Source organism: Candidatus Laterigemmans baculatus, from assembly GCF_010367455.1.
GTDB lineage: Bacteria > Planctomycetota > Planctomycetia > Pirellulales > Pirellulaceae > Laterigemmans > Laterigemmans baculatus.
On the sequence record NZ_WRPR01000043.1, the window covers coordinates 58,337 to 84,266 of the forward strand.

Annotated in this window: 21 protein-coding genes; 9 read left to right on the top strand and 12 right to left on the bottom strand. The window is 64.9% G+C overall.

Going from position 1 to position 25,930, the window contains the following annotated elements:
* Positions 1 to 120 precede the first annotated feature (120 nt).
* From GNK13_RS10030 to bioB, 9 genes are all read right to left on the bottom strand, one after another.
* Positions 121 to 1,428: a DUF1501 domain-containing protein gene (locus tag GNK13_RS10030; RefSeq protein ID WP_164102376.1), complete on the bottom strand. Its 1,308-nt coding sequence runs from the start codon at positions 1,426 to 1,428 to the stop codon at positions 121 to 123.
* Between the two features lie 51 nt (positions 1,429 to 1,479).
* On the bottom strand, positions 1,480 to 4,266 hold the full coding sequence (locus GNK13_RS10035) for a DUF1549 domain-containing protein (protein ID WP_164102405.1): 2,787 nt from the start codon (positions 4,264 to 4,266) through the stop codon (positions 1,480 to 1,482).
* Entirely contained in the window at positions 4,266 to 4,982 is a 717-nt protein-coding gene (locus tag GNK13_RS10040) for a hypothetical protein (protein WP_164102377.1), read from the bottom strand. Before GNK13_RS10040 ends, GNK13_RS10035 begins: the two co-directional genes overlap by 1 nt.
* Positions 4,975 to 5,652, bottom strand: coding sequence for a hypothetical protein (locus GNK13_RS10045; RefSeq protein WP_164102378.1), 678 nt, complete (start codon positions 5,650 to 5,652; stop codon positions 4,975 to 4,977). Before GNK13_RS10045 ends, GNK13_RS10040 begins: the two co-directional genes overlap by 8 nt.
* Positions 5,649 to 6,251 carry an RNA polymerase sigma factor gene (locus GNK13_RS10050; protein ID WP_164102379.1) on the bottom strand — a complete coding sequence of 201 codons (603 nt, stop codon included), beginning with the start codon at positions 6,249 to 6,251 and terminating at the stop codon, positions 5,649 to 5,651. Before GNK13_RS10050 ends, GNK13_RS10045 begins: the two co-directional genes overlap by 4 nt.
* Before the next feature lie 185 nt (positions 6,252 to 6,436).
* The gene (locus tag GNK13_RS10055; RefSeq protein WP_164102380.1) at positions 6,437 to 9,400 is read right to left on the bottom strand and encodes a beta-propeller domain-containing protein; all 2,964 of its coding nucleotides are present in this window, start codon (positions 9,398 to 9,400) and stop codon (positions 6,437 to 6,439) included.
* Positions 9,401 to 9,460: 60 nt separating this feature from the next.
* Positions 9,461 to 10,684, bottom strand: a complete 1,224-nt coding sequence (locus GNK13_RS10060; RefSeq protein ID WP_235935016.1) for a right-handed parallel beta-helix repeat-containing protein — start codon at positions 10,682 to 10,684, stop codon at positions 9,461 to 9,463.
* A gap of 47 nt (positions 10,685 to 10,731) precedes the next feature.
* Positions 10,732 to 11,877, bottom strand: a complete 1,146-nt coding sequence (locus GNK13_RS10065) for a serine hydrolase domain-containing protein (protein ID WP_164102382.1) — start codon at positions 11,875 to 11,877, stop codon at positions 10,732 to 10,734.
* Complete coding sequence (gene bioB / locus GNK13_RS10070) at positions 11,874 to 12,866, bottom strand: biotin synthase BioB (protein WP_315852979.1); 993 nt, start codon at positions 12,864 to 12,866, stop codon at positions 11,874 to 11,876. The genes GNK13_RS10065 and bioB overlap by 4 nt, the downstream gene beginning before the upstream one ends.
* 285 nt (positions 12,867 to 13,151) lie before the next feature.
* Between bioB and GNK13_RS10075 the strand changes: the two genes are divergently transcribed.
* Complete coding sequence (locus tag GNK13_RS10075) at positions 13,152 to 13,703, top strand: PSP1 family protein (RefSeq protein WP_164102384.1); 552 nt, start codon at positions 13,152 to 13,154, stop codon at positions 13,701 to 13,703.
* 154 nt (positions 13,704 to 13,857) lie between these two features.
* Here the strand turns inward: GNK13_RS10075 and GNK13_RS10080 are convergent, their stop codons facing one another.
* The gene (locus GNK13_RS10080) at positions 13,858 to 14,085 is read right to left on the bottom strand and encodes a hypothetical protein (protein WP_164102385.1); all 228 of its coding nucleotides are present in this window, start codon (positions 14,083 to 14,085) and stop codon (positions 13,858 to 13,860) included.
* A 3-nt stretch (positions 14,086 to 14,088) separates the two neighbouring features.
* Positions 14,089 to 14,850 (bottom strand): (5-formylfuran-3-yl)methyl phosphate synthase, encoded by a 762-nt coding sequence (locus GNK13_RS10085; protein ID WP_164102386.1) that lies wholly within the window; start codon positions 14,848 to 14,850, stop codon positions 14,089 to 14,091.
* A 170-nt stretch (positions 14,851 to 15,020) separates the two neighbouring features.
* Between GNK13_RS10085 and GNK13_RS10090 the strand changes: the two genes are divergently transcribed.
* Positions 15,021 to 16,253 carry a ribonuclease D gene (locus GNK13_RS10090; protein WP_164102387.1) on the top strand — a complete coding sequence of 411 codons (1,233 nt, stop codon included), beginning with the start codon at positions 15,021 to 15,023 and terminating at the stop codon, positions 16,251 to 16,253.
* A gap of 115 nt (positions 16,254 to 16,368) precedes the next feature.
* Here the strand turns inward: GNK13_RS10090 and GNK13_RS10095 are convergent, their stop codons facing one another.
* Entirely contained in the window at positions 16,369 to 19,302 is a 2,934-nt protein-coding gene (locus GNK13_RS10095; protein WP_164102388.1) for a DUF11 domain-containing protein, read from the bottom strand.
* 162 nt (positions 19,303 to 19,464) lie between these two features.
* Between GNK13_RS10095 and GNK13_RS10100 the strand changes: the two genes are divergently transcribed.
* The 7 genes from GNK13_RS10100 (at position 19,465) to fliM (ending at position 25,796) form a co-directional block, all read left to right on the top strand.
* On the top strand, positions 19,465 to 19,788 hold the full coding sequence (locus tag GNK13_RS10100; RefSeq protein ID WP_164102389.1) for a hypothetical protein: 324 nt from the start codon (positions 19,465 to 19,467) through the stop codon (positions 19,786 to 19,788).
* Complete coding sequence (gene recO / locus GNK13_RS10105; protein WP_164102390.1) at positions 19,778 to 20,560, top strand: DNA repair protein RecO; 783 nt, start codon at positions 19,778 to 19,780, stop codon at positions 20,558 to 20,560. The genes GNK13_RS10100 and recO overlap by 11 nt, the downstream gene beginning before the upstream one ends.
* Complete coding sequence (locus GNK13_RS10110) at positions 20,557 to 21,813, top strand: tetratricopeptide repeat protein (protein WP_164102391.1); 1,257 nt, start codon at positions 20,557 to 20,559, stop codon at positions 21,811 to 21,813. Before recO ends, GNK13_RS10110 begins: the two co-directional genes overlap by 4 nt.
* A 140-nt stretch (positions 21,814 to 21,953) precedes the next feature.
* On the top strand, positions 21,954 to 22,499 hold the full coding sequence (gene lptE, locus GNK13_RS10115; RefSeq protein ID WP_164102392.1) for an LPS assembly lipoprotein LptE: 546 nt from the start codon (positions 21,954 to 21,956) through the stop codon (positions 22,497 to 22,499).
* 14 nt (positions 22,500 to 22,513) lie between these two features.
* Positions 22,514 to 23,371: a dihydropteroate synthase gene (folP, locus tag GNK13_RS10120; RefSeq protein ID WP_235935018.1), complete on the top strand. Its 858-nt coding sequence runs from the start codon at positions 22,514 to 22,516 to the stop codon at positions 23,369 to 23,371.
* Positions 23,372 to 23,453: 82 nt separating this feature from the next.
* Entirely contained in the window at positions 23,454 to 24,728 is a 1,275-nt protein-coding gene (locus tag GNK13_RS10125; RefSeq protein ID WP_164102393.1) for a glutamate-5-semialdehyde dehydrogenase, read from the top strand.
* A 27-nt stretch (positions 24,729 to 24,755) separates the two neighbouring features.
* On the top strand, positions 24,756 to 25,796 hold the full coding sequence (gene fliM / locus GNK13_RS10130) for a flagellar motor switch protein FliM (RefSeq protein ID WP_164102394.1): 1,041 nt from the start codon (positions 24,756 to 24,758) through the stop codon (positions 25,794 to 25,796).
* Positions 25,797 to 25,930: the final 134 nt, after the last annotated feature.

Here is a 25,930-nt window from a genome sequence, read left to right on the forward strand (position 1 = left end):
AATCGTTGAACGGCAAGCCGCAGGCGACTGTGTTTTAAAAAGCAGTCGCCTGCGGCTTGCCGTTAAACGACTGCGCCACCAACCGCTATGCGATGCTGAAAGCTTACGGGCCAACTCCCCTCAACCAAACAAGCCTTCGATCACCCGTCCGTCGCGGACCAGCGTGATCGGTCGCCCGGTCTCGGTGTGGTACTCGGTGGCCGGATCGATCCCCAAGTTGTGGTACAGGCTGGCGGCGACGTCGTCCGGCGTGATCGCCTCGTGGGCTGGTCCCGAAGCGGTTGCATCGCTCGCGCCGACCACTTGGCCTCCGCGCACTCCGCCGCCGGCCATCAGCATGCACATGCAGCGTGGATAGTGGTCGCGGCCCCCCTCGGCGCTCCGCTGGTTGATCTTCGGCGTGCGGCCGAACTCGCCGCTGACCATCACCGCGGTCGAGCTCAGCAGGCCGCGTTGCTCGAGGCCCGTGAACAGCCCGGCCAAGCCGGCGTCGAGCGTCGGCAGGAGTTGCGTTTTCAGCCGCGTGAAGTTGTCCTGGTGCGTGTCCCAGCCACCGAGCTGGACGGTCACGAAGCGAACTCCCGATTCGACCAACCGAATCGCCAGCAGGCAGCTTTGCCCGAACGGCGTTTCCCCGAACTGGCTGGCGAAACTCGACGGCTCTTCGCTGATGTCGAAGGCCTTGCGGGCTCGCGGCGAAGTGATCATCGAGTGAGCCTGCTGACCGAACTGGTCGAGCCCTTCGATCAGCTGGCTGTTGCGACGGAGCCCCGCCATTCGCCCATCCAATTGCTCGAGCAGCGATTGGCGGCGGCTGACTTGTTCGACCGTCAGATCGCCGGTCAGCGAAAGCCCGCGGACACGGTAGGGCTGGCCAAAACGGGGCGCCGAATTGGTGCTCAGCGGGGCGTAGCGAATGCCGAGAAAGCCGGCTCCCTGACTGGCTCGGGGAATCGCCACGTGCGACGGAATATCGGCCTCCGAGGGACGCTCGCGCGAAAGCACTGAGCCGTAGCCCGGATACTCGAGCGATGCGAGCGGTCGACTTCCGGTGTTGATGTACTCCTGGCCAAGATCATGCGCGGCGAGGGTATGGCTGACCCCGCGGAGGATCGCAAACTTGTCGGCACATCCCGCCAGTTTGGGAAGATGCTCGGAGATCTGGATCCCGGGCACGTTGGTCGCGATCGGCTGGAACGTGCCGCGAATCTCCTCCGGTGCCTCGGGCTTGAGGTCAAAGGTGTCGATGTGCGACGGCCCACCCGGCAGCTCGACGAAAATCGCCGCCTGAGCCGCAGCCGCCTGGTTGACCTGCGCGGCGTCCGCCATCCGCAAGTAACCGCTGAGGCTCAACCCACCCACCCCGAGCGCTCCGGCGCGGAGCAGATCACGACGCCGCAGCCCATCGCAGGTCCGATTGACAGTCATAGCTCTTCCTTTGTTTGCCGTGAGTTTGGCTTGCCGTGAGGGGGGGACGACTCAGTGATTGAGAATGAACTCTTTGGTATTAACCAGGGACCACAGCACGCCTTCGAGCCCTTCGAGCTCCGAGGCCGATTCACCGATGAAGGCCAGCGAGGCCTCGATCTCCTGCGGCTCTGGATGGCGGCCGAGGGACCGCAGGTAGGCGGCTTCGACGAGCGGCGTCAGGCGTTCGGTGTCGTGCGGCGAAACGCTTTGCCGTGGCCCCTCGGGATCCCGCTGCCCGCCGTCCCGCCGCATCCCCTCGCGTCCCTGCGTTCCGATTTCGGCCAATCGCTCGCGAAGGCGTTCGATCTGAGCCCGCAACTCGGGAGCTTGCTGCTGACGCTGTTCGGGGTCGAGCGACCGCAGCTTTTCGTACTGCTGCCGCAGCTGCTTTTGCAGGTTCTGGCGCTGCCGCTGCAGAGCGCGGAGGGCCTGCGGATCACGCTGGCGGAAACCGCTCAATTGGTACTCCTTCCCCATCTGGGCGACCCAACCTCGCGGCGAGGTCAGCCGGGCATGCACGTCGGCATCGTTGCGGAGGAACACCGACTGCAGCAGGCTCGAGTCATCCGAGCGGTCGCAGTCGCAACTCGTCTCGCGGATCGACTGGCCGAAGACGGCGAGGGCGAAATTACCGGGCCCCTGGCGATTGATCAGATAGGTGTTAGCGATGGCTCGCCGCGTCAACTGGTTTCGCAACTCGGCCGCTTCTTCATCCGACGCCGTGGCTAGCAGGACCGCGTCGTGGACCACTTCGGCCGGCAGCCGACGCGGGACAAAACGGCTGAAGTTTCGCTCGTCCGTCGCGTTCGTCTCGTTGACCTCGAAGCTCCGCTGATAGGTATCGCTGAGCACGATGGTGCGATGCAGCCACCGCAGATCAAACCCGCTCTCGATGAAGCCGCGAGTCAAGTAATCCATCAGCGGTCGGTTGCTCGGCGGATTGGCGAGACTCAGGTCGTCGCTCGGATTGACCAGCCCGACGCCGAAGTAGTTGGCCCAGACGCGGTTGACCAGAGCGGGGGCGAAGTAGGGGTTCTGCTCGTCGCGAAGCCACTCCATCAGGCTTTCCCGCGGATCTTCAGCCAGCGAAATTTCCTGATCGACGCCGAGCAGCTTGCCGGTCGGAACGCGAGCGGCCCCCGCCAGGTTCCGGCGGTTCGGATTCGCTCGGCGATTGCGCTGCTGCCGCGCCGCGGCGGTCCGCACCGTCAGCTCGGGGAAGGGGACCACTTCGCCGTCGAGCAGCAGTTCACCCAGCCGTCGCCGCAGCTGGTTTCCCTGCAGGTCGCCCGTGTCGAGGGCGGCGAGCATCTCTTCGCGCTGCTCCCTCGCCTGCCGATCACGCGGGGCTTGCGGCACGGCGATCGGAGCGAACAGCTTGGCGAACTGGTCGAAATCGTCCTTGGACCACTGGTCAAACGGATGCTTGTGGCACTGAGCGCACTGGATGCGAATTCCCATGAACGCGTGCGCAAATCCGATCGCCTTCTCCTCGGGCATTCGCAAATTGATGCGGGCCCAGAACTGGGGCAGCGAATCGCGCTTCGCAAAATCGGCTTCGCCTCCTTCGCGACAAGCGGCGCTCATCGCTTCGCAGAATTCGCGGTAGCTCTCTCCCGGCATTCGGCTCTCGGCGGTGACGATTCCCTCGACGATTTCATCGTAGGGAACGTGCGTGGCGATTCGCTGCTCCAACCACTCGAACCACAGCTGCGAAGCGGCACCCCGCACCGGGAAGACGTTGTTTAGCTGGGCTTCGCTGTTGCCCGTCCAGTCGGAGAACCGCGTCGCCCACCAAGCCGCGTAGCCGGGCGACTCGAACAGCTCCTCGACCAGCTTGGCCCGCTTGTCGGCAGAATCATCGGCGAGGAACGTTTGGACTTGTTCGGGAGAGGGGAGGGTGCCGGTCAGATCGAGGCTCACGCGCCGCAGAAAATCGGCGTCGCTGCAGATTCCCGAGGGCAGGATCCCCAGCTTCGAGAGCTTGGCAATCACCAGCGCATCGACCTCCGTCGAAGTCGCCACTTGCGGGTAACGCTCGCCAGCCAATTCGCTGACCGGGCGGAGAACCGGGACCGGGATCACCGCGTTGTCATAGGAGACCACGACATGCGTGTCTCCGGCATCGCCAGCGGTGACGAGCCCCTCGGCATCGATCGTCGCGATCGCCTCGTCGTTGGTGGTGAAGCGGCACAGCCCGGTCACATCCTCGCTCGTGCCATCCTCCCAGCGAGCCACGGCACGCAGCGGCTCGCGCTCTCCGGCAGCGCCAAAGCGAAGTTCCGCCGGAAAGACCTCCAGTCGCGCGAGCTTCTGTGGCTCGTCGGCCGTGGCCGGGGCTCCCGCCGCGATCCACGACCGCAGGACGTGGTACTCCCAACCGCCCTGGTCGTACCGCTTGCCGCCTTCGTGCATCTCGGCATCGGTCGGCTTGACCAGGATCAGGCTCTCTAGGACGTCGTCCACCTCGACCCTCGCCGAATCCTCTTCGAGCAGCGCCGCGTAGTCGGCTTTGAAGTCGTAGCCGAACAAGGAGAGCTGAAAACCGCCGCGGCCCTGGAACGATCCGTGACACGAGCGACTGTTGCACCCCAAGCGACCGAGTAACGGAACCACGTGTCGCTGAAAATCGGGAATCTCTTCGGTCTTCCCGTCCGCGAAACGGGTCTTCAGTTCCGCAAGCGGCGGGGCGGGGTCGGCCGCCACCGGCGGAGCGCCGAGCTTGGTCGGTTCTGCACGAGCGATGCTCACCGGCATCGCGATCACGAGGGCCATCAGCATCCGTTTCATGCGCATCACCTCGAGGGACTCCCGGCGGTTTCCGAATCGTTTCCGTCTGTGGTTTGGGCCGCAGCGTTTTGGGCCGCAGCGTTTTGGGCCGCAGCGGAGCGGCCGGCTCGGCGGAGCAGTTGGTGGTAGGTTTTGTCGACCCAGTTGGGAGAAGCGACCCAGGGAGCTTCGAGCCGCTCTTCGACCCCTTGGCGTTGCTGCTCGAGGCGCTCGATGCGCTGCTCGAGCAGGTCGCGTTCGTACTCCAGCCGCGTTCGCCGCGCCTGCTGCAGCTCGCTGAGGGCGCGCCGCAACTGCTGCCGCGTTTGGGGATCATCGCGCAGCTGCAGCCGCGCGACTCCCAGATCGACGCGCGTCTGCCGCTTGAGAATCTCGAGCTCGATTTCGAACAGCCGCGGATCGCGACGTTTGCTCGCCTCCAGCCGTCGCGCTTGACGAGCCAGGTCGCTGATCGCCCGCTCGTACTGCTCGGGTGCATCGCTGCGGAGCGTCTTGAGCAGCGCGTTCAGCTGCGGTAAATGCCTGCGAACCAGTTCCAGCGCCGCCGCCTCGCGGGCCTCACTCGTTTGCTGGGCCTCACTCGTTTGCTGGGCCTCTTTCGTTTGCTGGGCCTGATTCGTTTGCTGGGCCTCATTCGTTTGCTGGGCGGCGACGGAGTTTGTCGCCGGGAGGCCGGCGAGCAGACACACCGCAAACCACACCGACTTGCTCGCGTTACTCATCGCTCCCCTGGCTCCCCTCGCTCCCCGGAACTCGCTCCTCGGACTCTTCGGCTTCCATCGCCTGCACGGCAATGATCAGCCACTGCGGCGGCCCCGGTTCGTCAGCCGCCGGTTCGGTTCCGCTGGCCAGCGGCTCGCTTCCACTGGTCACTGGCTCGGGCGATTCGACATCTTCCCAGGGATCGCTCGGCCATTGGCTCGCGGTCCAGGATTCATGCACCTCGGACTCGCCGCGTCCGGCTTGACTGCGTTCGGCGGCCCAAGCCTGTGCGAGCTGGAGCGTTTCGGCCGGCTCGTTGCCAGTGAGTTCCGGACTCCGCTGGACCCCCACCCAGATCAGGAGACTGGCCGCCAGAGCGAGCGCAGCGGCCATGGCTCCAGGCCTCAAAATCCAGGGCGCCGGCCGTCGCTCGTGGTTCGGCGGCGATTCCGTCCGCGGAGAGCTGGCCTGCCGAAGGGGCTGGCTCTGCGGGAAAGGACCGGTGGCGAGCGCCATTCCGAGTTCCGCGAGTAGTTCTGCTTGCTCGGCGAGGCACGATCGCAGCTCGTCCGAAGCGGCCAACTGCTGCTCAAACTCCGCTGCCTCGGCGGGGGACAACTCGCCGAGCAGATAGAGGCAGCAGCGATCGATCATCGCGTCGTCGTAGGGCCAGTCAATCACGCTGCTCATTCTCCTCTAGCACCCTCCTCCTGAAGCACCTGGGCGAGTCGCTTCAGTGCCCCGCGCATCCGCCCCAAGGCCGTGCCGAGGGGAATTTCCAAACGGTTGGCGATCTCTTGAAAAGTCAGGTTCTCGCCGATCCGCAGCTCCACCACTTGCCGCTGGGCGTCGGGCAGCGAACGGATCGCGAGGCGAACTTCCTCCCGCCGCTCTTCCGCCAGCATCGCCCCCAACACGCCCGCTTCCGCACTCCCCGCTTCCGAGCGGCCCCGATCCGAAGGGCCCCGATCCGGTGAGCCCCGATCCGGTGAGCCCTGTTCCAGCTCAGCCCGCTGCAGGGCGCGACGGTGGATCGCCGCCCGCCGCTGGGCGAGCGCCGCTTGGTTCCTGGCGACTTGGTACAGCCAAGCCCGCCGCGCTGCCGGAGCGCATTCGCCGCCTCGCTGGACCAACAGCGTAAAACAGTTCTGCAAACAGTCCGCCGCATCCGCCTCGGAGCCAAGCAGCGACTGCAAGAATCCGCCGAGCCCGGCTGCCAATTCCTCGTACAGCCGCTCGACTTCCTCCGCGGAAATCCGCGGCGGCTCTTCACCGGAATCAGGATGCATGCGACGAAACATCCTCAGAGATGCGCAGCGGGCCACGATTATTGAACCGCAGCGGAATTTTTTTGGGGAAAGCTGATAGTCGCCTTTCGCTCCGCGAAAGTTGCGCAGCCCTACAGTCGCCTTTCGCTCCGCGAAAGTTGTGTGGAAGCGCTACTTTCGCGGAGCGAAAGGCGACTATGCCCCCGCTACTTCGCTTGCCAGCTCTCGTCAAAGAACCCTGCGGCGAGGATCTCGCCGGGCTGTTCGGCGTCGGGGTCGCGGTCCAGCCCAATCACCGCCCAGTCGGGCAGCCTCGGGTTCTGCAGCGAATTGGTGCGGTCCTGGGCTTCCCGAAAGGTCAGCCCGCTGTTGAGCACGACGTAACGCTGGGGAGCCAGCGGGTTGGGATAGATCAACGTCGGCACATGGCCTTCCGCAGCGACCCGTTGGCCTCCGAGCTCGATCGCCTCGTCGCTCCACCGCAGCGGCCATTTCGCTGCCGCGTCCGCAGCGATCCGCTGCAGCAAGCGGTTGGACTGCGGATCGCCCCACACGATCAAGTTGTAATTCCGCAGATCTTCGTCGCTGACGTCGACGTCGCGGCGGACACGAGCTTCGCCGCGCATCAAAGCTTTCCAGCGGTCGAGGAAATGCTGCAGTTCAAAACGGGTCCACCGCTCGACCGCCGCGTCGCGAAACTCGCCGGTTGGCACGACCACTAAGAACGGCTCGCGGAACGCGTCGTCGATCGGTCCTTGCAGCCCCGGGCGTTTGACCAGGGGCGAGTCCGCGGCGGCCGCCTCCGCGTCGTCGAGTTGCCAGCGGCCCTCGCTGTCACGGACCAATTCGACCGCTCCGACCGAAGCGTCAATCAGAAGGCGATCTCCGTCAACGTGAAGCGAGCTCACCGCTGCCTCCGGGGGGGCGACTCGCATCCGCCGGACGTTTTTGGTGGTGATCTCCCACTCGCCACTCGCCCCCCGCACCGCGTCGACGCGGGTGTCCCGGTAATGCTGGTCCAATTCGGTCAGCGTCACCCACCGCAGCTTGGGATACCGCAGCGTCTGCGTCTGCAGGTGCAACGGGCGAAATGGGTCGGGAGTCGTTGTGGTGATCTCGCGAAGGTCGGAGAGCAACTGGGCGAGCACTTCGGGGTGGTACTTGTGCCCCATGCCGGGACCGATGCGGTGGTCGAGCTTGGCGTCGTGCTCAGCGAGCGCCGTCTCCATCACTCGAGCCGCTTGGATCTGCTTGTCGTTCTCGCCGCTGTAGGCGATCACCGGGAGGTTCAGCAGATTGCGGGCGTAGCGGGGCGTGTCATAAACCCGCCACAGCGTTTGTTCCCACTCGGGCGGATACTGTTCGGGCTTCAGTCCCACGTACTGGGCCGTTTCGGCGAAACCTGCCCCGGGAGCCGCCGCGAGGAAGCGATCGGCAAAGTGAGCTCCGATGTGCCACACACCGGCTCCACCCATCGAGAATCCGATCAACACCACACGATCGGGATCGACCGGGTAGTGGGCCACGGCTTCGTCGATCACGCGGAGCACGTCGATCTCTCCGGCGTGCTTGAAACCGACGCAGTGCCGTCCGAACGGGTGCACGATGATCCCGTCGCTGACGGCAATTTGAGCAGGCTTGGAAAGCCGCTGGTCGATGAAGTGCAGATCGGTCGTCGTGTCGCCGCGACCGTGCAGCCAGACGTACAGCGGCACGCGTCGCTTGGCCGTCGGATCCGAACCGCTCGACGCGGACGCCCCACTAAGCCCTGACTCGTCAAGCCCCGCGGGAATCTCCACTCCGTACGGCTGCAGCGAGCCATCGATGTGGCTGCGATAGCCCCGGACGGTGCGAAAGACGGCCGGCGAATCGGCGGTCGACGCATTGGTTGACTCGCCCGACTCCTTACCCAGCGCGGTCCAGGGCGCGTGGCCCTCGGAGAGCGCGTCGATGCGCCGGGCCGCTTCGTCGAGCACGCGGTCCGCCTTCTTCACGTCCCCGGGGCGGTAGAACTCGTCCAGCTCCAGAGCAAACCGGACCGCTTTGAGCAGCACTTCCACGTCGGGGCTGCGAGGATCCTCGGCGATCGCCGCGGCCTGAGCGGTGAGCGCCTCCAGCCGTTGCTCGAGCGCTGTCCGCTGCTCGTCGGAGAGCTCACTCCCGACCGGCGGCAAGCGGCGCTCGATGGCCGAAATCGGTTCGTCGGTGACTTGCGTTTCGGAGCTGGAAGATCGCGTGCGGGTCGCCGGAACGGGAATCGCGATCGGCAGCGAGTTGCCGAAGCGGTCGAAGTCCCGCATGGTCCAGACGATCTTCTTCTCGGGAGTGACTTCGAGGATCTGCGGATTCTCGGGACCGGCGTGGCAATTGACGATCCAGGTGTTGCCGCTGGGCAGTCGCTCGACCAACGTCACCCAGGCCAAGCGGACACCAGGCAGTTCCTCCTCTTCGATGCTCCAAACCTCCTTGCCCGTGGGCGTGACTTCCACGACCCGATGGCCGCCACCGCTGCCGATCAACGTGTTGCCATTCTCCAGTCGCACCGCCGAATAGACTTCGGTTCCGATCGGGTGGGTCCAGATGACGTTGCCTTGGCGGTCGTATTCGCGAACCATCCGGTCGGCTTCGTGGCAGACGAGGTAGGTGCCCGCAGGCGTCGGCCGCACGAGCCGCGTGTCGCGATGGGGGTCGGGGTTGTCGACCGCGAGCGGAATCGAGTGTTGGATTTCCCCCGCCCCATCGACCTCCACGATCCGCCGGTTGCCACTCTCGGCGATCATCGTTCGACCATTCGGGAGGCGACGGAAGGCGTGGATTTCCGCTCGCGTCGCCGGCGGCACCGCGGCCACCTCGTACCTCCAAACCTCACGTCCCTGGCCGTCCACCTCGATCACGTTTTGAAACGACGATTGGTAGAGCACATGGCCGTTGTCGAGCAATTGACAGTCATGGATCGCCTCGATCGGCTTCTTCCACCGAGTCGTATTGTCGGCGTTGACCCAAGCAAACACCTTCGTCTCGTAATCCCCCGCCAAAAAGCTCCGCGGTGTCCCCGTCTGCGTCGGCGACTTCGCTTGTGCCAGTGCCACATCGGCGGCGGCGAACAATAGAGGCAGGAATACGAACGCACGATGGAGCCAGGAAGCGTGAAGCAATGAATCGAGGATCACCGAAGAGGCTCCGGAGTGGAAGGAAGAGTTTAATTTTATGCCGAGCACGCCCATTGTCGCTTAAAGGGAAAAGCGAGCCTCGACGGCTGCCCGGTTGAGGTGCTCCCAAGCGGGATTCCCCTCCAGCTTCGGCAACTCAAATGTGCGGTTCCGCGGAGACCTCCAGTCCTGGTCCGCAGGGCGAAGCCCATCGATCTGGCCGACGCCGAAGTTATTCGAAAACTTTAATTGCCGGCTGTCGCCCGCGCGGACAGTGACCGCTCCTTCCTTTCCAACCAACGTATTGCCAACAATTTCCACAGGGCCGCTGTAATCACCACCGCTGCTCGCATTCGGGCTGTCAGTGGCACGCGTCGGCCGCTGGATGCGGAGGGCTTCGCTGCGACTGCCCAGGACGACGTTGTCGCGGATGATAAGATTTCCGGTCACCGCTTCCTGATGATCGCGGCTGTAGATCCCAACCGATCCGGAGGAGGCAATGAAGTTGTTGCGAATGACCGCATCGGCCGCCGCTTGAATCCCGTGATCGGTGGAATTCCAAATAATGTTTTCCTCGATCGTGTTGGGTGGCATCCCCACGGTTCCGTAGACGATCACGCCCGGATAGTTCGTGTCATGGATCACGTTCTCAGCGACGCGATTTCCATAGCTGCCATGCTTGAGCTCGACGCCATCTCCCTGGCTCACCTCGGGTCCGCGGAGGTCGTGAATGTAGTTGTTGACGACCTGCGAATTCTTGAAGATCGCCGAGGCATGATTCCCGCCTAAGTAAAACGCCTCGCCGTGGCCGCCCGTGTGATGGATATGGTTGCGGCGAAACTCCATCTGCTCGTAGACGGCACCGGAATCGTTGCAGGTGACCGCGACGCCGCCGAGGTGATGGAGATGCAATTGCTCGAGCACGATTCCGCGGACCGGTTCGTCGTGGAGCGGGCGGATGCGGATCCCGGCGGCCCCGCCAGTGATCTCCAGAGAGCGCAACTGCAGGTACTGGGCTCCCTCGAGATTCAGCGTGTTCTGCCGCGCGTCGGGGCGACGCAAGATAGCTCGCTCTCCCGCCGCACCGCGAATCACGATCGGTCGCTCGGCAGTGCCGCGGCAGGAGATCACCAACCGCCGAGCGTCCGAATAGATCCCGCCCCGCAGGACCACTTCATCCCCCGGCTGCAAGTCGCCCGAGGACAGCAGTTCAAACCAATCATCCTCGGGCCCCACCTGGTGCATTTCGGCGGAGAGCGAGGAAGCCGCTCCAAAGAGCAGCCATCCTATGGCAACCCAAGCCAAGCAGGATTTGCATCGAGGCCAAGAGGCATTCATAAGCGACCTGACCGTCACTGGAGCAGCGAATAGATTTTGTTTCGGACCCGCGAATTCCGTTCGATGTCTCCCGGCTTTGCCAGGGTCCAGAAAACAATCTTGTATGTCTTCTCTTGCAGATTGATGCGGATGGCGCTCTGAAAGGGCGGCAATTCTCCGTTATGAGAAACCGCGACCACGTGGCCTGCCCGCTTGGTGAGTAGCCATCCATAGCCGTACGGCTGGTTTGGAGCGACTGGCGAGACGAAATAGCGAAACGCCATTCTCGACAAGACAGGCCTACCACCTCCTCGTCCTTGAAACGTGACCATCCGCGCAAAGCGTTCCATGTCGCTCGCGGTCGTATAAAGGCTTCCTCCGATCAGCGGCAGCTTGAGTTCGTCCCCGAGCAAATGAGGTTGCTGAATATGGGATTTTCCGCCCGCGGCAATTTCGTCAAACGAACGCCGCGTGGGAAAGTAGGTCGTGGAGGTCATCCCCAGCGGCCGACAGAGGTTTTCTTGGAGGAGGGTTTCGAAATCTTTCCCTGTTGCCCTTTCCGCCATCGCGCCGACGAGGCAATAGCCGGCTCCACTGTAGGCGTACGCGGTTCCGGGAGTCGCCGCTAGCGGCTGCTTTGCGATTATCGCTACCGATTCATCGAGCGACAATCTGAAGTTGCGAATGGCGGCGAGTTGATCGGCCGTCGGCTTCTGCATCTGCGAATAGATCCCGCCGCGATGGGACAGCAGTTCCCGCAAATCGGGCGAACGAGCCGGTTGACCGTCGCTGAGCATGGGCGAACTCAGTTCGGCAATAAGTTCCCCGACCGGCTGATTGAGCCTCATCCTTCGCGAATCTAACAGCGTGAAGATGACCGCCGACGCGACTGGCTTGGAGCACGAGGCAATGCAGAAGAGCGTCTCATCCGAGACAGGGCGGGGATCATCGGGACCGATGGTCCCCAAGTTGATTGGCTGATTGTCGCGGAGCCTCGGCCCTCCGACGAGGACTTGAGCTCCGACGACAGTTCCCGAGTCAATCTCCTGGCGGAGGTAGTGGGCAACCTCCTCCTGCACTCCCTCGATGCCCTGAGCAGGGGCATCGGCCAGAAGGAGCAAGAAGAACGAAAACGCTGTGAATCCACGAAACATCAGCGTGGCCCCCGATTGCCTGATCACAGATTCGTCGTTCCGGTGACTTCGAAGCCGAGGTCTTCGATCATCCGGTAGTCTTCCTCGGGAGCTTGCCCCTTGGTGGTCAGGTAATCGCCGACAAACAGGGAGTTGGCGGCGTACAGCCCGAGTGGCTGGAGCGAGCGGAGGTGGATTTCGCGGCCGCCGGCGATCCGCAGTTCGCGGGTCGGATTGACCAGCCGGAACATCGCCAGCGCCTTGAGGCAGTACTGCGGCGAGAGGTTGTCGGCCGTCTGCAACGGGGTGCCTTCGATCGAGTTCAGAAAGTTCAGCGGAATCGATTCGACTTCCAAATCGTGTAGGGCCAGCGCCATGTCGACGACGTCTTCGTCGGCTTCGCCCATCCCGATGATCCCGCCGCTGCACAGTTCCAATCCGGCGCGGCGAACGTTCTCGAGCGTGGCGACGCGGTCGGCGTAACCGTGCGTCGAGCAGATGTCGGCGTAGTGGGCTTCGCTGGTGTTGAGGTTATGGTTGACGCGGTCCACTCCGCAGGCCTTGAGCCGCACCGCTTGGCCGGCGTTGAGAATCCCCAGGCAGGCGCAGATATCGAGCCCGTACTGAGCCTTGATCTCCGGCACGATCTGCTCGACCGCTTTCATTTCCCGTTCACTCGGGCCGCGAGCGGAAATCACGAAGCAGTAGGTCTTGGCTCCCCGCTCTTTGGCGATTCTCGCGGCGTCGAGCAGTTTCTCGCGCTGCAGAATCGTGTACTTGGGGACCGGAGCGGTGGCGATCTTCGACTGGCTGCAGTACCCGCAGTCTTCCGGACACAGCCCGCTCTTGGCGTTCATCAGGAAATACAGCTGGACGGTGTTGCCAAAGTGCTCGCGGCGGACCCGGTAAGCGGCCGCCATCAGGCTCAGGACCTGATCGTCCGGGGCCCGAAGCACCTGCAGGGCGTCGTCCCGCGAAATTGTCCCCGTCCGTAGCGACTGGTCGGCCAGGGCATCCCAGTTCGTCACTGTCTGCATCATTTCCGTCACGTTTACTTCACCGCTCGAGACCACTGAAACCACCGCCGAACCGACAGGACACCGGCTGAGAGCGAACGCCCGAACGTTCGCTGGTGCCTAGATCGTCCCCTTGCAGCCCCACTCCTGCAAGTCGGTGCTCCCGTAAGTCGGTGCTCCCGCAGATGCGTTCTCGCTTGCGAGGGGGCCGCATCCGGGACAAAATGCCATGCACTGCATTTTCCCGCAACGGCTCTCCTCCGCGGCTCAGCCCGGCGCCCCCTCTCCTGGGACCCCTTCTGCCCGATGCCTTCGGACCACCACTCCTATCACGTCCGCGTCGGTTCGATGGGCGAACTGTGGCACTGCGGGGCCGACGCGAGCCAGTACCGGCGGGGCGAGCGGGTCGTCTGCCGCACCCCACGGGGCCTGGAAATCGGCACCGTCACCGCTCCGGGAGGGACTCGGCAACACCCCTTCGACGGTCGGATCCTGCGGCGCACGACCACCGAAGACGAGCTGCTCGAGGCGCGGCTGCTGCGTTACAAACAGCAAGCGGTGGAGAGTTGTCGGCGAGAGATCGCCGAGCGGGGACTCGCCGCGACGCTGATCGACGTCGACCATCTGTTCGACGGCCGCACGCTGATCTTTTACTTCCTCGGCGAGATCGGCGAGGAGCTCCAGGAGCTGAGCGACGCGCTCTCGGAGCGCTACGAACAACGGGTCCGGAGCAAGCATTTCGCGAAACTGCTGGCCGAAGGCTGCGGCCCCGGCTGCGGTACCGAGTCCCGCGGAGGCTGCGGTACCAGCGGCGGTTGTGCCGTTTGCCTGGCCGCCTCGGCATGCGCGAAAGCGTAGGCCCCTGAGCCGACGGCGCTAGCCGCGGGTTCTGCAGCGGGAAGCACAAGGCTAGCTCGGATAATTCATCAGCCGCCGGGCGCTAGCCCCCGGTTTCTGAAAAACGCTGGGAAAACCGGACGCTAGCGCGTGGCGGCTGATTTGGCCCGGTGCCTCACCCCGCCTCCTCCATCTTCCAGCCGAGCGGCGCGTAGATCCGGTTAAACTCCTCGACGAACCGCTCGCCGCCGGTGCGGGGCAAGCGAACCGGGCCCGCCGCGTGCTCGCCACTCCACAGCACCACGTCGACCGCACCTTCGGCCGCTGAACCGCTCGAACGGGGACTGCTCGAACGGGGACTGCTCGAACGGGGACTGCTTGGGGGTTGGGGCGTTTCGCTCATCGCTTATCTCCCCTCGCTCGCGTGGTCACTTCGAGCCAGTTCGCGCAAGCGTTGAACCCAGTGGGCGACTTGGGAGGGGTCGATCGCGGATTGCCGATTCCCCCCACAAACGCCGCCGCGGACTCCGATGCGGCGGATCTGCAGCTGGGTCAGGGTCGCCAAAGCATCGAAGTTCACCCCCCCGGCGATCACGACATCGCACCCGGCCGCGGCAGCGCGGGAGACCAACATCCGCAGTCGCTCGGGACTCAGATGCTCCAAAATACTGCGGCCGTCTTTGCCAAAGGTGTCGAGCAAGAATGTTCGGAGTCCGGCTGCGACCGCCGCCTCGAGCACGTGCTCGGGCTCGATCGTTCCAGCGGCAGGCCCATCGGCGTAAGCGACGGCGACCAGAGCCACCGAAGCGGGGAGTTGCTCGCGGAGCTGGTCCCAGAGCCGAGCGAGTTGTTCGGGGCGGTCGAGACCTGCCGGGCCCGCTTTGGCGTAGGAAAATTCAGCGGGGACTTCAGCCGTCCACCGCAGCGCCGCCTCCGCTTCGCCGAGTGCCACGGACCAGAGAGCCGAGGTGGTGCACTCGGCCAAGCAGCGATGCCAGAGCTCCGGGTCGGTCGCTCCGAGCGGCCCGCGGCGAGGCTCTTTGAGATCGATCACGTCGACCGCCAGCGGAGCGATCGAAGCCGCTTCGGCGACACTCCGCACGCTCACCAGCAATCCAGTCGCCGCGGAATCGGTGGTGGGGACGGCTGCGGCCAGGGAGAGGCTCATAGACACCGGTTCAGCGGGCAAGAGAAAGAGCGGGTGGGTTTTGGAAAATCTGTCCGACCCTGGGGGCGCGCCGCGAGCATTTCCTGCGATGATACGCGCTTCCGGTTTGCTCCGAGCAACGGATCAAGCAAGGGACGGAAAAAGTGTTCGCCACCATGATTTAATTGCCCGTGGACTATCAAGCTATCCATTCCGCCGAACAATTGGCGGACTACGTCGACGCCCTCCGCTCCGAACCGGTGATCGCTTTCGACACCGAGTTCGTTTCCGAAGATCGCTATCGGCCCGAGCTGTGCTTAATTCAAGTCGCCGCCGGGGACACGCTGGCGGTCATCGATCCCTTTGAAGTCGGCGACACGACTCCCTTTTGGGAGCTGATCGCCACGCCCGGACGAACCGTCTTGGCGCACGCGGCCCGCGAGGAAGCTCGCTTCTGTTATCGGTTCACCGGCCGCAAAATCGCCGGTTTGTTTGACGTCCAGCTCGCCGCCGGTTTTGTGGGGCTCGAGTATCCCATCTCGCTCGGCAATCTGGTCAGCCGTCTGCTCGGCAAATCGCTGCCGAAGGGGGAGACGCGAACGAATTGGCGTTCGCGTCCGCTGAGCGATTCGCAGATCGAGTACGCGTTGCACGACGTCACCGAACTGGCCGCGATGTACGAGAAGCTGCGGCGCAAGATCGAACGCCGCAAACGCCTCGAATGGCTCGTCCAGGAAACCGAAGCCAACCAGCAGGCGATGATCGAAGCCGAGGAAGCCGAGCGGTGGCGACGGGTCAGCGGCTCGAGCGGATTGCCGCCGCGGCAGCTGGAAATCGTTCGCCGCCTGTGGCTATGGCGCGAACAGCGGGCCCAAGCGACCGACCAGCCGCCGCGACGCATTTTGCGCGACGACCTGATCATCGAGCTCGCCAAACGCCAGTCGAGCACGGTCGATCGGATTCGCAATATTCGCGGAATGGAGCGGCGAGGCTTGATCAGCCAGTATCCGGAAATCGCGGCCGCGATCTCGCAAGCCCTCGCGACTCCCGACGCCGAGCTGCCGCGGCGTCCGCGGACCGGCCGCAAGCAGCTCTCACCGCTGCTCTCCCAATTCCTCTCGACGGCCATCGCTTGCATCTGTCGCCAGCACCAAATGGCTCCGGCGATCGTGGGCAACAGCGAAGACATCCGCGAACTCTTGGCCTACGAGTTGGAACAAGCCGATTCGCCCCCCGCTCAAGGGGCATTGGCTGCGCCGGAAAACCCCGAGGACCTGCCGGCCCTCCTGCGAGGTTGGCGGGGCGAAGTGGTGGGACGATCGTTCGGCGATCTGCTCGCCGGCCGCCTGGCAATCCGCGTCGCCGATTACCAGGCCGAGCAACCGCTCGAGTTCGTCGACCGTACGTCCGCCTTTCCAGGCTGAGACGTTCGTCCGGAAAAAAATAGTCGCCTTTCGCTCCGCGAAAGTTGCGCTTCTGCGCTACTTTCGCGGAGCGAAAGGCGACATACCGGCCAGGCTGGAAAGCCTGACGTACCTGTTACTTCGTCTCGGTTTCGCTGCTCCGTTGGCTGACGCGTTCTCCGGCCAGCTCGATGTAGCGGGTGGCCTCTTCGGAGATCAGCAGCGTCTCGCCACTGCGAACTTCACTGCGGAAGCGATGCAGGCCCGCCTTGTCCGCCTTGGCGACCACCGTCAGCCGTAGTTCCGCTCCGGGTTCCACGCGGGGAATCGGATCGAACACGACCTGTCCGGGAGCCACTTTGCCAGTTGCACCCTCGACGCGAACCGGTTCGACGTCGTGGCTGAACTGGGCCAGCACCTGGACGTCGGTGGCGGCTTTGGAGCCGCGGTTCCGCAGCACGATCTCGTAGCTCACTTCCTGGCCGACCGGCGCGGGAGCCGTCGGATCATCGACCGAGAGGACGAGGTCGGCGAGCGTTTCCACGGTCGTGGTGAAGACGACGCTGGCGGCACCGGCGGCCGTTCCCTCGCAAGCGAAGGCGATTTTCTGCTCGCCGGTCTCCTGCAGCATGCACTGGAACTCGTATTCGGCCGACTCGCCGGGAGCCAGCTGTCCGACTTGCCACTCGAGGCTGTCGCTCGCCGCGGAGGCCTGCGGCAGTCCCCCTTCGTACTTCACCCCGGCCGGCAACCGCAGCTGGGCCACCAGCTTTTCGCAAACCGCGTCCCCGCGGTTGGTGATCTCCAGCTTGTAGGTCGCCGAGGAGGCTTGGTACCGCAGCGGCGGTCCGCTGAGCACCGCTTCGAGATCGGCGGCGATCACGTCGATCGATTTGGTCAGCTCGCTTTCGAGTCCCGCGGCCCCGACCGCCAAGCCGTGGATCTGCAGCCCTTCGAGATCGCGAGCGGTGAGCTCGACTTCGAAGTGAGCTTCCTTGCCCGCGGGAATCATCCCGATCTGCTGCGACTGAGGCGTCTTGGAATTGGGGCTGAGGGTGAACACGACGTTCTCGGCGCGGCCGCTACCGGGATTCAAGACGCGGACCTTGTAGGTCTGCGACTCGCCGAAAATGACTTTGTCGGGTCCGTCGATCACCAGTTCCAGCTTCGGTTCGAGAACTTGCACGTGGGCGATGTTCGACTGCGGCAGCACGGCCCATTCGACCGCCACGTCGAACTGCCGCGCTTCGGCGGCCGAGAGGCTCAAGACCAACGTCTCGGTCGATCCGGCCGGCAAACCTTCGACCTGCCACAGCAGTTGCTGTTCACGCTGCGTGCTCTCCTCGGCGATTTCTCCACGCGAAGCCTGTTGCGACTGCACTCCAATCCAGCGGGGGAGGGTGACGCGGACGAGCGCTCCGGGAGCGGCCAGCGACCCACGGTTCTCCACCCGAATCTCGTAGTTCACTCCCTGCCGAACCGGAATTTCCGCCGGTCCCGACGTGACGACGCGGATTCCGGGGATCTCGGCGACCACGTTCACCGGCTGGGTGTTGACGCTGCTGACGGTCTCTGCCGGTTCGGGCGAAGCCTCGGCTGCGGTCCGCGCCCGCACGCCCAACTGCGGCGGTGCGGCAGGAGCCGACGCACTGCGGCGCGACGAAGCGGCCGACGGCGAAGCGGCCGACGGCGAAGCGGTCGGGGTGGCCGACGGCGGAGTGGTGGTTGGAGTTCGAGCCGCGGAAGCCTGCCAGGCTTCGTCCGAAGCGGCCAGCGGATTGACCTGGGGAACCGCAGCGGTCGAGGCTTGCTCAGTCGCCGCGCGGGCTTCCGACGGAGCCGCTTCTCGGGAGGCGGTGTCGTCGGCGGCTGGCGAGGGATTCGCTGCATTTTGCGAGGCAATCTCCTTCGCTTGCGGCTCGCGCCCACTGGCTGCCGCGAGGCTCGGAGGCATCGACGTCGCGGCCGAATTTCCGGTGGTGGCTTCAGCGGTTGACGAGGTTCGGCGGCGGGAGGTGGCTGCGTTGTTCACCGCCGGCACCGGTCGGCGCGCGACGCGAGGTCCGTTGGCCAAACCGCGATCGGCGATCGGACCTTGGCCGTCGGCGCGGACCGGCGAGGTCCCGGCAGCGGCCGGTTCCGCGTCGAGGTAGGCGTCGAGCGGATCGACCACGCGGCGACCGCTGCGGCGGCTGCTCTCGGTGTCGCTCAGCGCCCCATAGGACGATGCCGTGCCGCTGGCCGCAACCTCACTGGCCTTTGGCGTCGGTGACGACGCGGCCGCCATCCGACGCGAGGACGAGCTGCTGGAACTTCCCGAGCTGGGAAGCTGGGCCACCGAAGGCCGCTCCCGGCGGCTGGTCTCGAGCGACCCTTCCGCCGGCGGAACAGGAATTTGCGGGTTGGCGGTCGCGCGGCTGGTTTGGCCGGCTTCGCTCGTCTCGGCCAGTTTCCGACTCAGCTGGCGATTCGACGGATCCTGGGGATCGGTGATCGGGGCGGAACCACCGGCGGCCGTTCCCCGGACCAGAGCCGAGCGGTGCGGGCGGTGATACGGCACGCCCTCCCAATCGGGCTGGGCTGCCGCCGAATCGTTCGCGTGAGCCGGAGTCGCTGCCGGTTCGTCGTCTCCAATCCCCAGCCGCTGCAACAGCGACGGTGAGTCCGGGCCGGCCGGTTTGCGGCTCTCGCCTCCGCCGAACCAGCCTCCCAGAAATCCGCTGGAATTCCGGGCGTGACTCGCACCGTGCCCGCTATGGTGCGCAGGCGAGCGATGCCCACCGTGAGCCGGGTGCTGGCCGGCGACTTGGCGGACTGCACCGGGAGCCGCTCCCCCTTGGGCGACCGCCTGGGCCACTGCGGCCCGCGAGCGGTGGCTATGGACCTGCTGGCTATGGACCTGCTGGTTGGGACCCGGGTGGTTGCTCGGAGCAACGGCGTGAACGGCGCGGGTGGCGGGTGCTGGGGAGGGCTGGGGTCGCGGGGCAGGGTGCGACTGCGCGGTGGCGGGGGAGCTGCTCAGGCAGAGACTGATCCCGAGTGCGACGATTCCGTTCTTGACCGCGTGCATCGCTGGCCTCGCTGTGGGTGGACACTTTGCTACGATCTCCAATATCGGTGTATCGATTAGGCAAATTGAAACAATTCTTGCGGTCGCCCGCGTTGTGCCGATTGTCTGGTTCGGCTGATTTTCTAGATTCGCTTGGTTCTCACCCTTCCCCACTGCTGCTTTATGAGCTCTCGCCGCGAACGCATCGAAGCGATGCTGGAAGACGATCCCCACGACACGTTTTTGCGATACAGCTTGGCGATGGAGCTCGGCAAGGAATCGCGGCACGACGAGAGTCTTGAGCGGCTCGGCGAGCTGACTCGCGACGATCCGCCTTACGTGCCCGCCTTTTTCATGGCCGCGCAGCAACTGGTCGAGCTCGATCGGATCGACGAAGCGCGGACCTTCCTTCGCGAGGGGATCGAACAGGCGCGGGCGCAGAACGATTCCCACGCGGCAGCCGAGATGAGCGAGTATCTGGCGATGCTCGGGGCGCATGGCGAGTGAAAAGACCGACGCCTTGGTGCTGCGAACCATCGAGTTCAGCGAAACCAGCTTGGTCGTCGTCCTGCTGACTCGGCAGTTCGGGAAATCGTCCGCCCTGGCCAAGGGAGCTCGGCGGGCCAAGGGTCCCTTCGAAGGCGCCCTTGACCTGCTTTCGATCTGTCGCGTAGTGATCATCCCCAAGTCGGGCGACACGCTCGATCTGCTGACCGAGGCGAAGCTCCAGCGGCGGTTTCGCGCCGGCGAGCGCAATCTCGGCCGGCTGTACGCCGGCTACTACGTCGCGGAATTGCTGCGCGAGATGACCGACCGGGGCGATCCGCACCCGGATTTGTACGACTTGGCGCTTGAGACTCTCGAGGAACTCGACGGAGAGACGGACGTCCGCGCATGCCTGTTGCGTTTCGAACTACAGACCCTTCGCCTGCTCGGCCACGCGCCGACGATCGATCGCTGCGCCGCTTGTGGCAGCGAGGTTCCCGAAGGGGGGCGATTCGGGTTCGGCGTGACTTCCGGAGGGGTGCTCTGCGCCGCCTGCCGACCGGCGACGCGACAAGTCGTGCTGCTGCGGGGGGCGACTCGCGAGACCTTGCGGTCGCTGCTCTCCGAAGCGGCGGTGAGCGGTCCGCCCCCGCCGGTCCCCGCGGAACTCCATGGCGAGCTTCGCGGGGTGATCAACCGCTACATCACGAACCTGCTGGGTGGACCGCCGCGGATGCAGTCGTACCTCGCGGCGGCTTCGCCAACGATCGATGGACAAGGACGTCGCCGATGATCTCTCGCTGCTCTGCTCGGATGTTCGTCGGCTCGCTGCTGCTCGTCGGCTCGCTGCTCTCGGCCGCAGGCTGCCAGCTGACGGCCCCCGGCGGGCTCGCCGCGAACGAGGGGCCGGTGGCGGCCGGGGAATTGACCGCCGCCGACTTGGAGAGCGACGGAGCCGCGCTCGCTTCCGCTTCCCGCGACGACGAGTCGGGTTTTTCGCGGGGGCTGCAGTCGACCGCCCGGATCTTGACCGGCAAACGACCGATCGATCGCGAGCGTGCGGTGGCCCTCTACCGCGAGGCAGATGCGATGTTCCGCCGAGCCAGCGAACTGCCCCGCGAGGAAGCGCAAGAGGTGTTCGCCGAGGCGGCGCCGATCTTCAAGCGGGCCGCCGAGATGAATCCCGATTCGGCGCTCGAGCAGGATGCCCTGTTCCTGGCGGGCGAGAGCTACTTCTTCTCCGACCAGCTGACGAAAGCCGAAGACGCGTTCGTCCAGCTCCAGAAACAGCATCCCCGCAACCGGCACAGCGACCGCGTCGCTTCGCGGCTGTTCGCCATCGCCCAGTACTGGATCGAAACGGCCAAAGCTCCCAACCCCAGCCTGATGCCGATCAACTTCACCGATCCCTCGCGGCCCTACCTGGACGCCAGCGGACACGGAATCCGCGTGCTCGATCAGATGCGGTATGACGACCCGACCGGTCGCTTGGCCGACGATGCGACGATGGCCGCCGCGGTCGAACACTTTCGCAAAGGCAACTATCTCGAAGCCGACCAATTCCTGGCCGACCTCCGCGAGACGTATCCCGACAGCGACCACCAGTTCAACGCCCACCTGCTCGGGCTGCGGTGCAAGCTCGAGATGTACGCCGGCTCCGCCTACAGCGGGCTGGTCCTCGACGAAGGAGAAGAACTGATCAAGCGGATGCGGCAACTCTTCCCCCAGGAATCGCGGAGCGCCGAGCATGGGGAGATGATCGCCAAGGCAGCCGCGGAAATCGAGTTCTACCAGGCGGAGAAGCTCTGGGAGCGGGCTCGCTATCGGGAGAAGCAAGGCCACTACGGCGGAGCCAGCTACTACCACCAGGAACTGCTGGAAAAGTACCCCAACACCCCGTTTGCCGAGCAGGCCCGCGAGCATCTGGTGGCCAACGCCGATCGGCCGCAGACGCCGCCGCAGCGATTGGCCTTCCTCGCCAAGCTGTTTCCCGAAGGCAAGCCGGCCAAGCCGCTGATCAGCACCGACGGACGGATCCTGCGGTGAACCACCAGCCCTCCGGTGCCGCTGCACGTCACCCTCCCGCTTGCGGGAGGGTCGGGCTCTCAGGCCCGGGGAGGGTGAAGCGAGGCTCGACTCCCGCATTGCAGACTTCTTCTCAATCCCCCGGTGCGGTGACTTCCGCCATGTTCCGTTTCGCCGTCACCCGAACTCTGCTGCTGCCCGCTTGCCTGCTGGCCGCTTGCCTGCTGTCGCTCGGCTGCGTGGGGTACCAGTTCGGTCCCCAGTCGCTGTTCCGCCCCGACATCCGCGCGGTCCACGTGCCGATCGTCCGCAACGACACATTCCGTCACGACTTGGGCGTGCGGCTGACCGAAGCGATCGTGCGGCAGATCCAGGAGCGAACGCCCTACATCGTGACGGGCGATCCGAACGCCGACAGCGTCCTGACCTGTCGCTTCGAAGCCGACACCAAACGCGTGTTGACCGAAACGGCGACCGACGAAGTCCGCGCCTTGGATACGCTCGTCTCGGTGCAAGCGAGTTGGATCAGCCGCCGCGGCGAAGTCCTGATGGAAAACCGGCTGCTCACCGACGGCAATCTGGCGCTGATGTTCTCCCAGAGCTCGCGGGTCGTCCCCGAGGCGGGGCAGTCGATCGAGACCGAACTGCAGGAGGCGATCGAGGACCTCGCCCAAAGAATCGTCACCCAGATGGAAGCCCGGTGGTAGGACCGGGGGTAGCCATGGATCACTGGAAGCTGCGGACGCGGCAACTGCGGTTCGGCCCGATTCCGCTGGTGATGGGGATCCTCAACGTCACCCCCGATAGCTTTTCCGACGGCGGCCGCTTTGCCGGTCCCACCGCGGCGGTCGACGCAGCGCTGCGAATGGAGGATGCCGGGGCGGCGATCCTCGACATCGGCGGCGAAAGCACGCGGCCCTACAGCCAACCGGTTTCGCCCGACGAGCAGCGCCGCCGCGTGATGCCGGTCATCGAGCGGTTGGCCACGCGGCTGCGAATTCCGATCTCGATCGATACCTGCAGCGCGGCGGTTGCCAGCGACGCGATCGCTGGCGGGGCCGAGATCATCAACGACATCAGCGGATTGCGGTTCGACCCCGAGATGCTTCCGCTCGCTCGCCGCAGCGGAGCGGGGGTCTGCGTGATGCACATCCAGGGGACGCCGCAGACGATGCAGGACGATCCCCACTACGAAGACGTCGTCAGCGAAGTCGACGCGTACCTCCGCGAGACGCTGGCCGGGTGTTTGGCCGAGGGGCTCGAGCGGCAGCGGATCTGTCTCGACCCGGGCGTCGGGTTCGGCAAGACGCACGCCCACAACCTGGCGTTGCTCCGGGGTGTGCGGCGATTTTTAGAGATCGGTCAACCGCTGCTCATCGGCCACTCCCGCAAAGGGTTCATCGCCCACGTCCTCGGCGACAAAACGCTCGACCGCACCGCCGGAAGCGTCGGCGTCTCGCTCGCGATGGCGGCTGCCGGCGTGCCGCTGCTCCGCGTCCACGACGTTGCGGAGACGTGCCAGGCGCTGCGGTTGTTCGAAGCGGCCGGGGGCTGTGAGGCGGCGGTCGGAGGCGGGTGAGGTTGACCTCCCCAGCGGCTTTCCTGATACTCGTTCTTGAGAGTTTTTCCTGAATTTACGTAAAAAACCGAGAGATTTTTGTATGGCGACGGCCGAGGCGACGGATCTTCAACAGTACTGCCGAGACGTTGCCGAGCGGGCTCGGCGGGCTTCCGCAGTGTTGGCGAACCTCCCGAGCGAGAAGAAGAACGCGTGGTTGCGGGCTTCGGCCGATCGGCTGGTCGAGGCGACCGACGCGATTCTCGAAGCCAACGCCCGCGACATCGAGGCGGCTCCGACGTTCGGTCTCAGCGACGCCCAAATCGACCGCCTCCGCCTCGACCCGGCTCGGGTGGCCGGAATCGCCGAGGGGATGCGGGAAGTCGCCGCCCTGCAAGATCCGGTCGGCGAAGTGCTCGAAGGGTTCACCCGTCCCAACGGGCTGCAAATCCAGAAGCTGCGAGTCCCGCTCGGCGTCGTCTTCTTTATCTATGAAAGCCGTCCCAACGTCACCGCCGACGCGGCGGCGATCTGCGTCAAGAGTGGCAACGCGGTGATCCTTCGCGGCGGCAAGGAAGCGGCCCACAGCAGCCGCGCGATCGTCGATCTGATCGTGGCCGAAGCGGCCGAGCACGGGGTGCCGGCCGACGCAGTGCAGTTGGTCGAGACGAGCGACCGGGCCGCGGTGGGGCATTTTCTCAAATTCAACGACGCGATCGACGTCACCATTCCGCGGGGCGGTGAGGGGCTGATCCGCCGCGTGGTCGCCGAAGCGACGATGCCGGTGATCAAGCACTACCACGGCAACTGTCACGTCTACGTCGATGCTTCGGCCGATCCGGCGATGGCGGTCGAGATCGTGAACAACGCCAAGACGCATCGGATGGGTGTCTGCAACGCCTGCGAATCGCTGCTCGTCCACGGGCAGATCGCGGCCGAGGTGCTGCCGAAAATCGCCGAGCAACTACGGGCCGGCGGAGTCGAGCTGCGAGGCGACGATCGCTCGCAAAGCCTGGTGGGCGAGATGCAGCCGGCCAGCGAAGAGGACTGGTCGACCGAGTACCTCGGCCCGACGATCAGCGTCCGCGTCGTCGATTCGCTCGAAGAAGCGGTCGAACACATCAACACCTACGGCTCGCATCACACCGACGCGATCGTCACCCAAAATCTGCACGCCGCCAGACAATTCACCGCCACGGTCGACAGCGCCGCAGTGATGGTCAACGCGAGTACGCGGTTCAACGACGGCAGCCAATTTGGGTTGGGCGCGGAAATCGGCATCTCGACCGACAAGTTCCACGCCCGCGGGCCGTGCGGGCTCCGCGAATTGACCAGCTACAAATACATCGTCTACGGCGAAGGCCACATTCGCCAATAAGCGTCATCCAGCACCGGCGGAAAACGGATGTCCGAAGAAGTTCTCAGCCAAAACCAAGTCGAAAACTTGGTCCGGGCGATGGAGTCGCAATCCCAGGAAAAGGCTCCGGGGGACGAAAAGTCGCCGGGGCACGAGAAGTCGTCGGGACAGGCCGCCGACGACAAGCCGGGGCAGACCGCTCGCCGCGTTCGCACCAGCGCCTACGACTTCAAGCGTCCGGAACGCGTCGGCAAAGAGCAGATGCGGGCGATGCACTCGTTGCACGAAGGGCTCGCCCGAGGTTTTGGGGCCGCGATCTCGAGCATGCTGCGGACGATGATCGAGGTCAAACTGATCAGCGTCGATCAGCTGACCTACAGCGAATTCATTTACAGCCTCGACAACCCGAGCTGCTTCAACGTCATCAAACCCAACCCGCTCGAGGGGAGCTGGATCCTCGACATCTCGCCGGTCCTCTCCTACGCCATCATCGATCGGATGCTCGGCGGCGACCCGAGCCCGGGCGACCTCATCCGCCGTCCGCTGACCGAGATCGAGAACCGGCTGATCGGCCGCGTTGTGCGGACTTTTCTCGATCAGCTGCAAGTGAACTGGGAAAACGTGGTTTCCCTGACGCCCGAAGTCGAACGGGTAGAGAGCAACCCTCAGCTGGTCCAGATCGTCCCGCCGAACGAAGTCGTGATCCTGGTCGGTTTTGAGCTGACGTTCGGTCGCAACCGGGGGATGATCAATCTCTGCATTCCGTTCAACACCGTCGAAAGCTTCAATGCCAAGCTCTCCGGCGATGGCTGGGTCGGCTACGCTCGGCATCGCTCGACCCCGGAAACGCGCCAGCGGGTCGCCTCGAGCGTCGATCGAGCGCCCGTGCAACTCGTTGTGACGCTCGCCCGCTCGCGGATCCGCACCGGCGATCTGCTCGGCTTGGCCGTCGGCGACATCATCACCACCGAGCAAGAGGCCGGAGAACCGCTCGAGGTGGCGATTCAGGACGTTCCCAAGCTCCGCGGCCGCCCGGGGGCGTTTAAAGGCAAGAAAGCGGTCCGAATCGAAGCCGAGTCGTCGGGTTAAGCATAGTCAGAAAACTCCGTTTCACCGTCACCCTCCCCTCGGAGGTCGTGCAGTTTTCCGGTCCCCTCTCCCCCGCGGCTTGGCTGCGAACGAAAGTTCCGCAGCCGAGCCGCGGGGGAGAGGGCTAGGGTGAG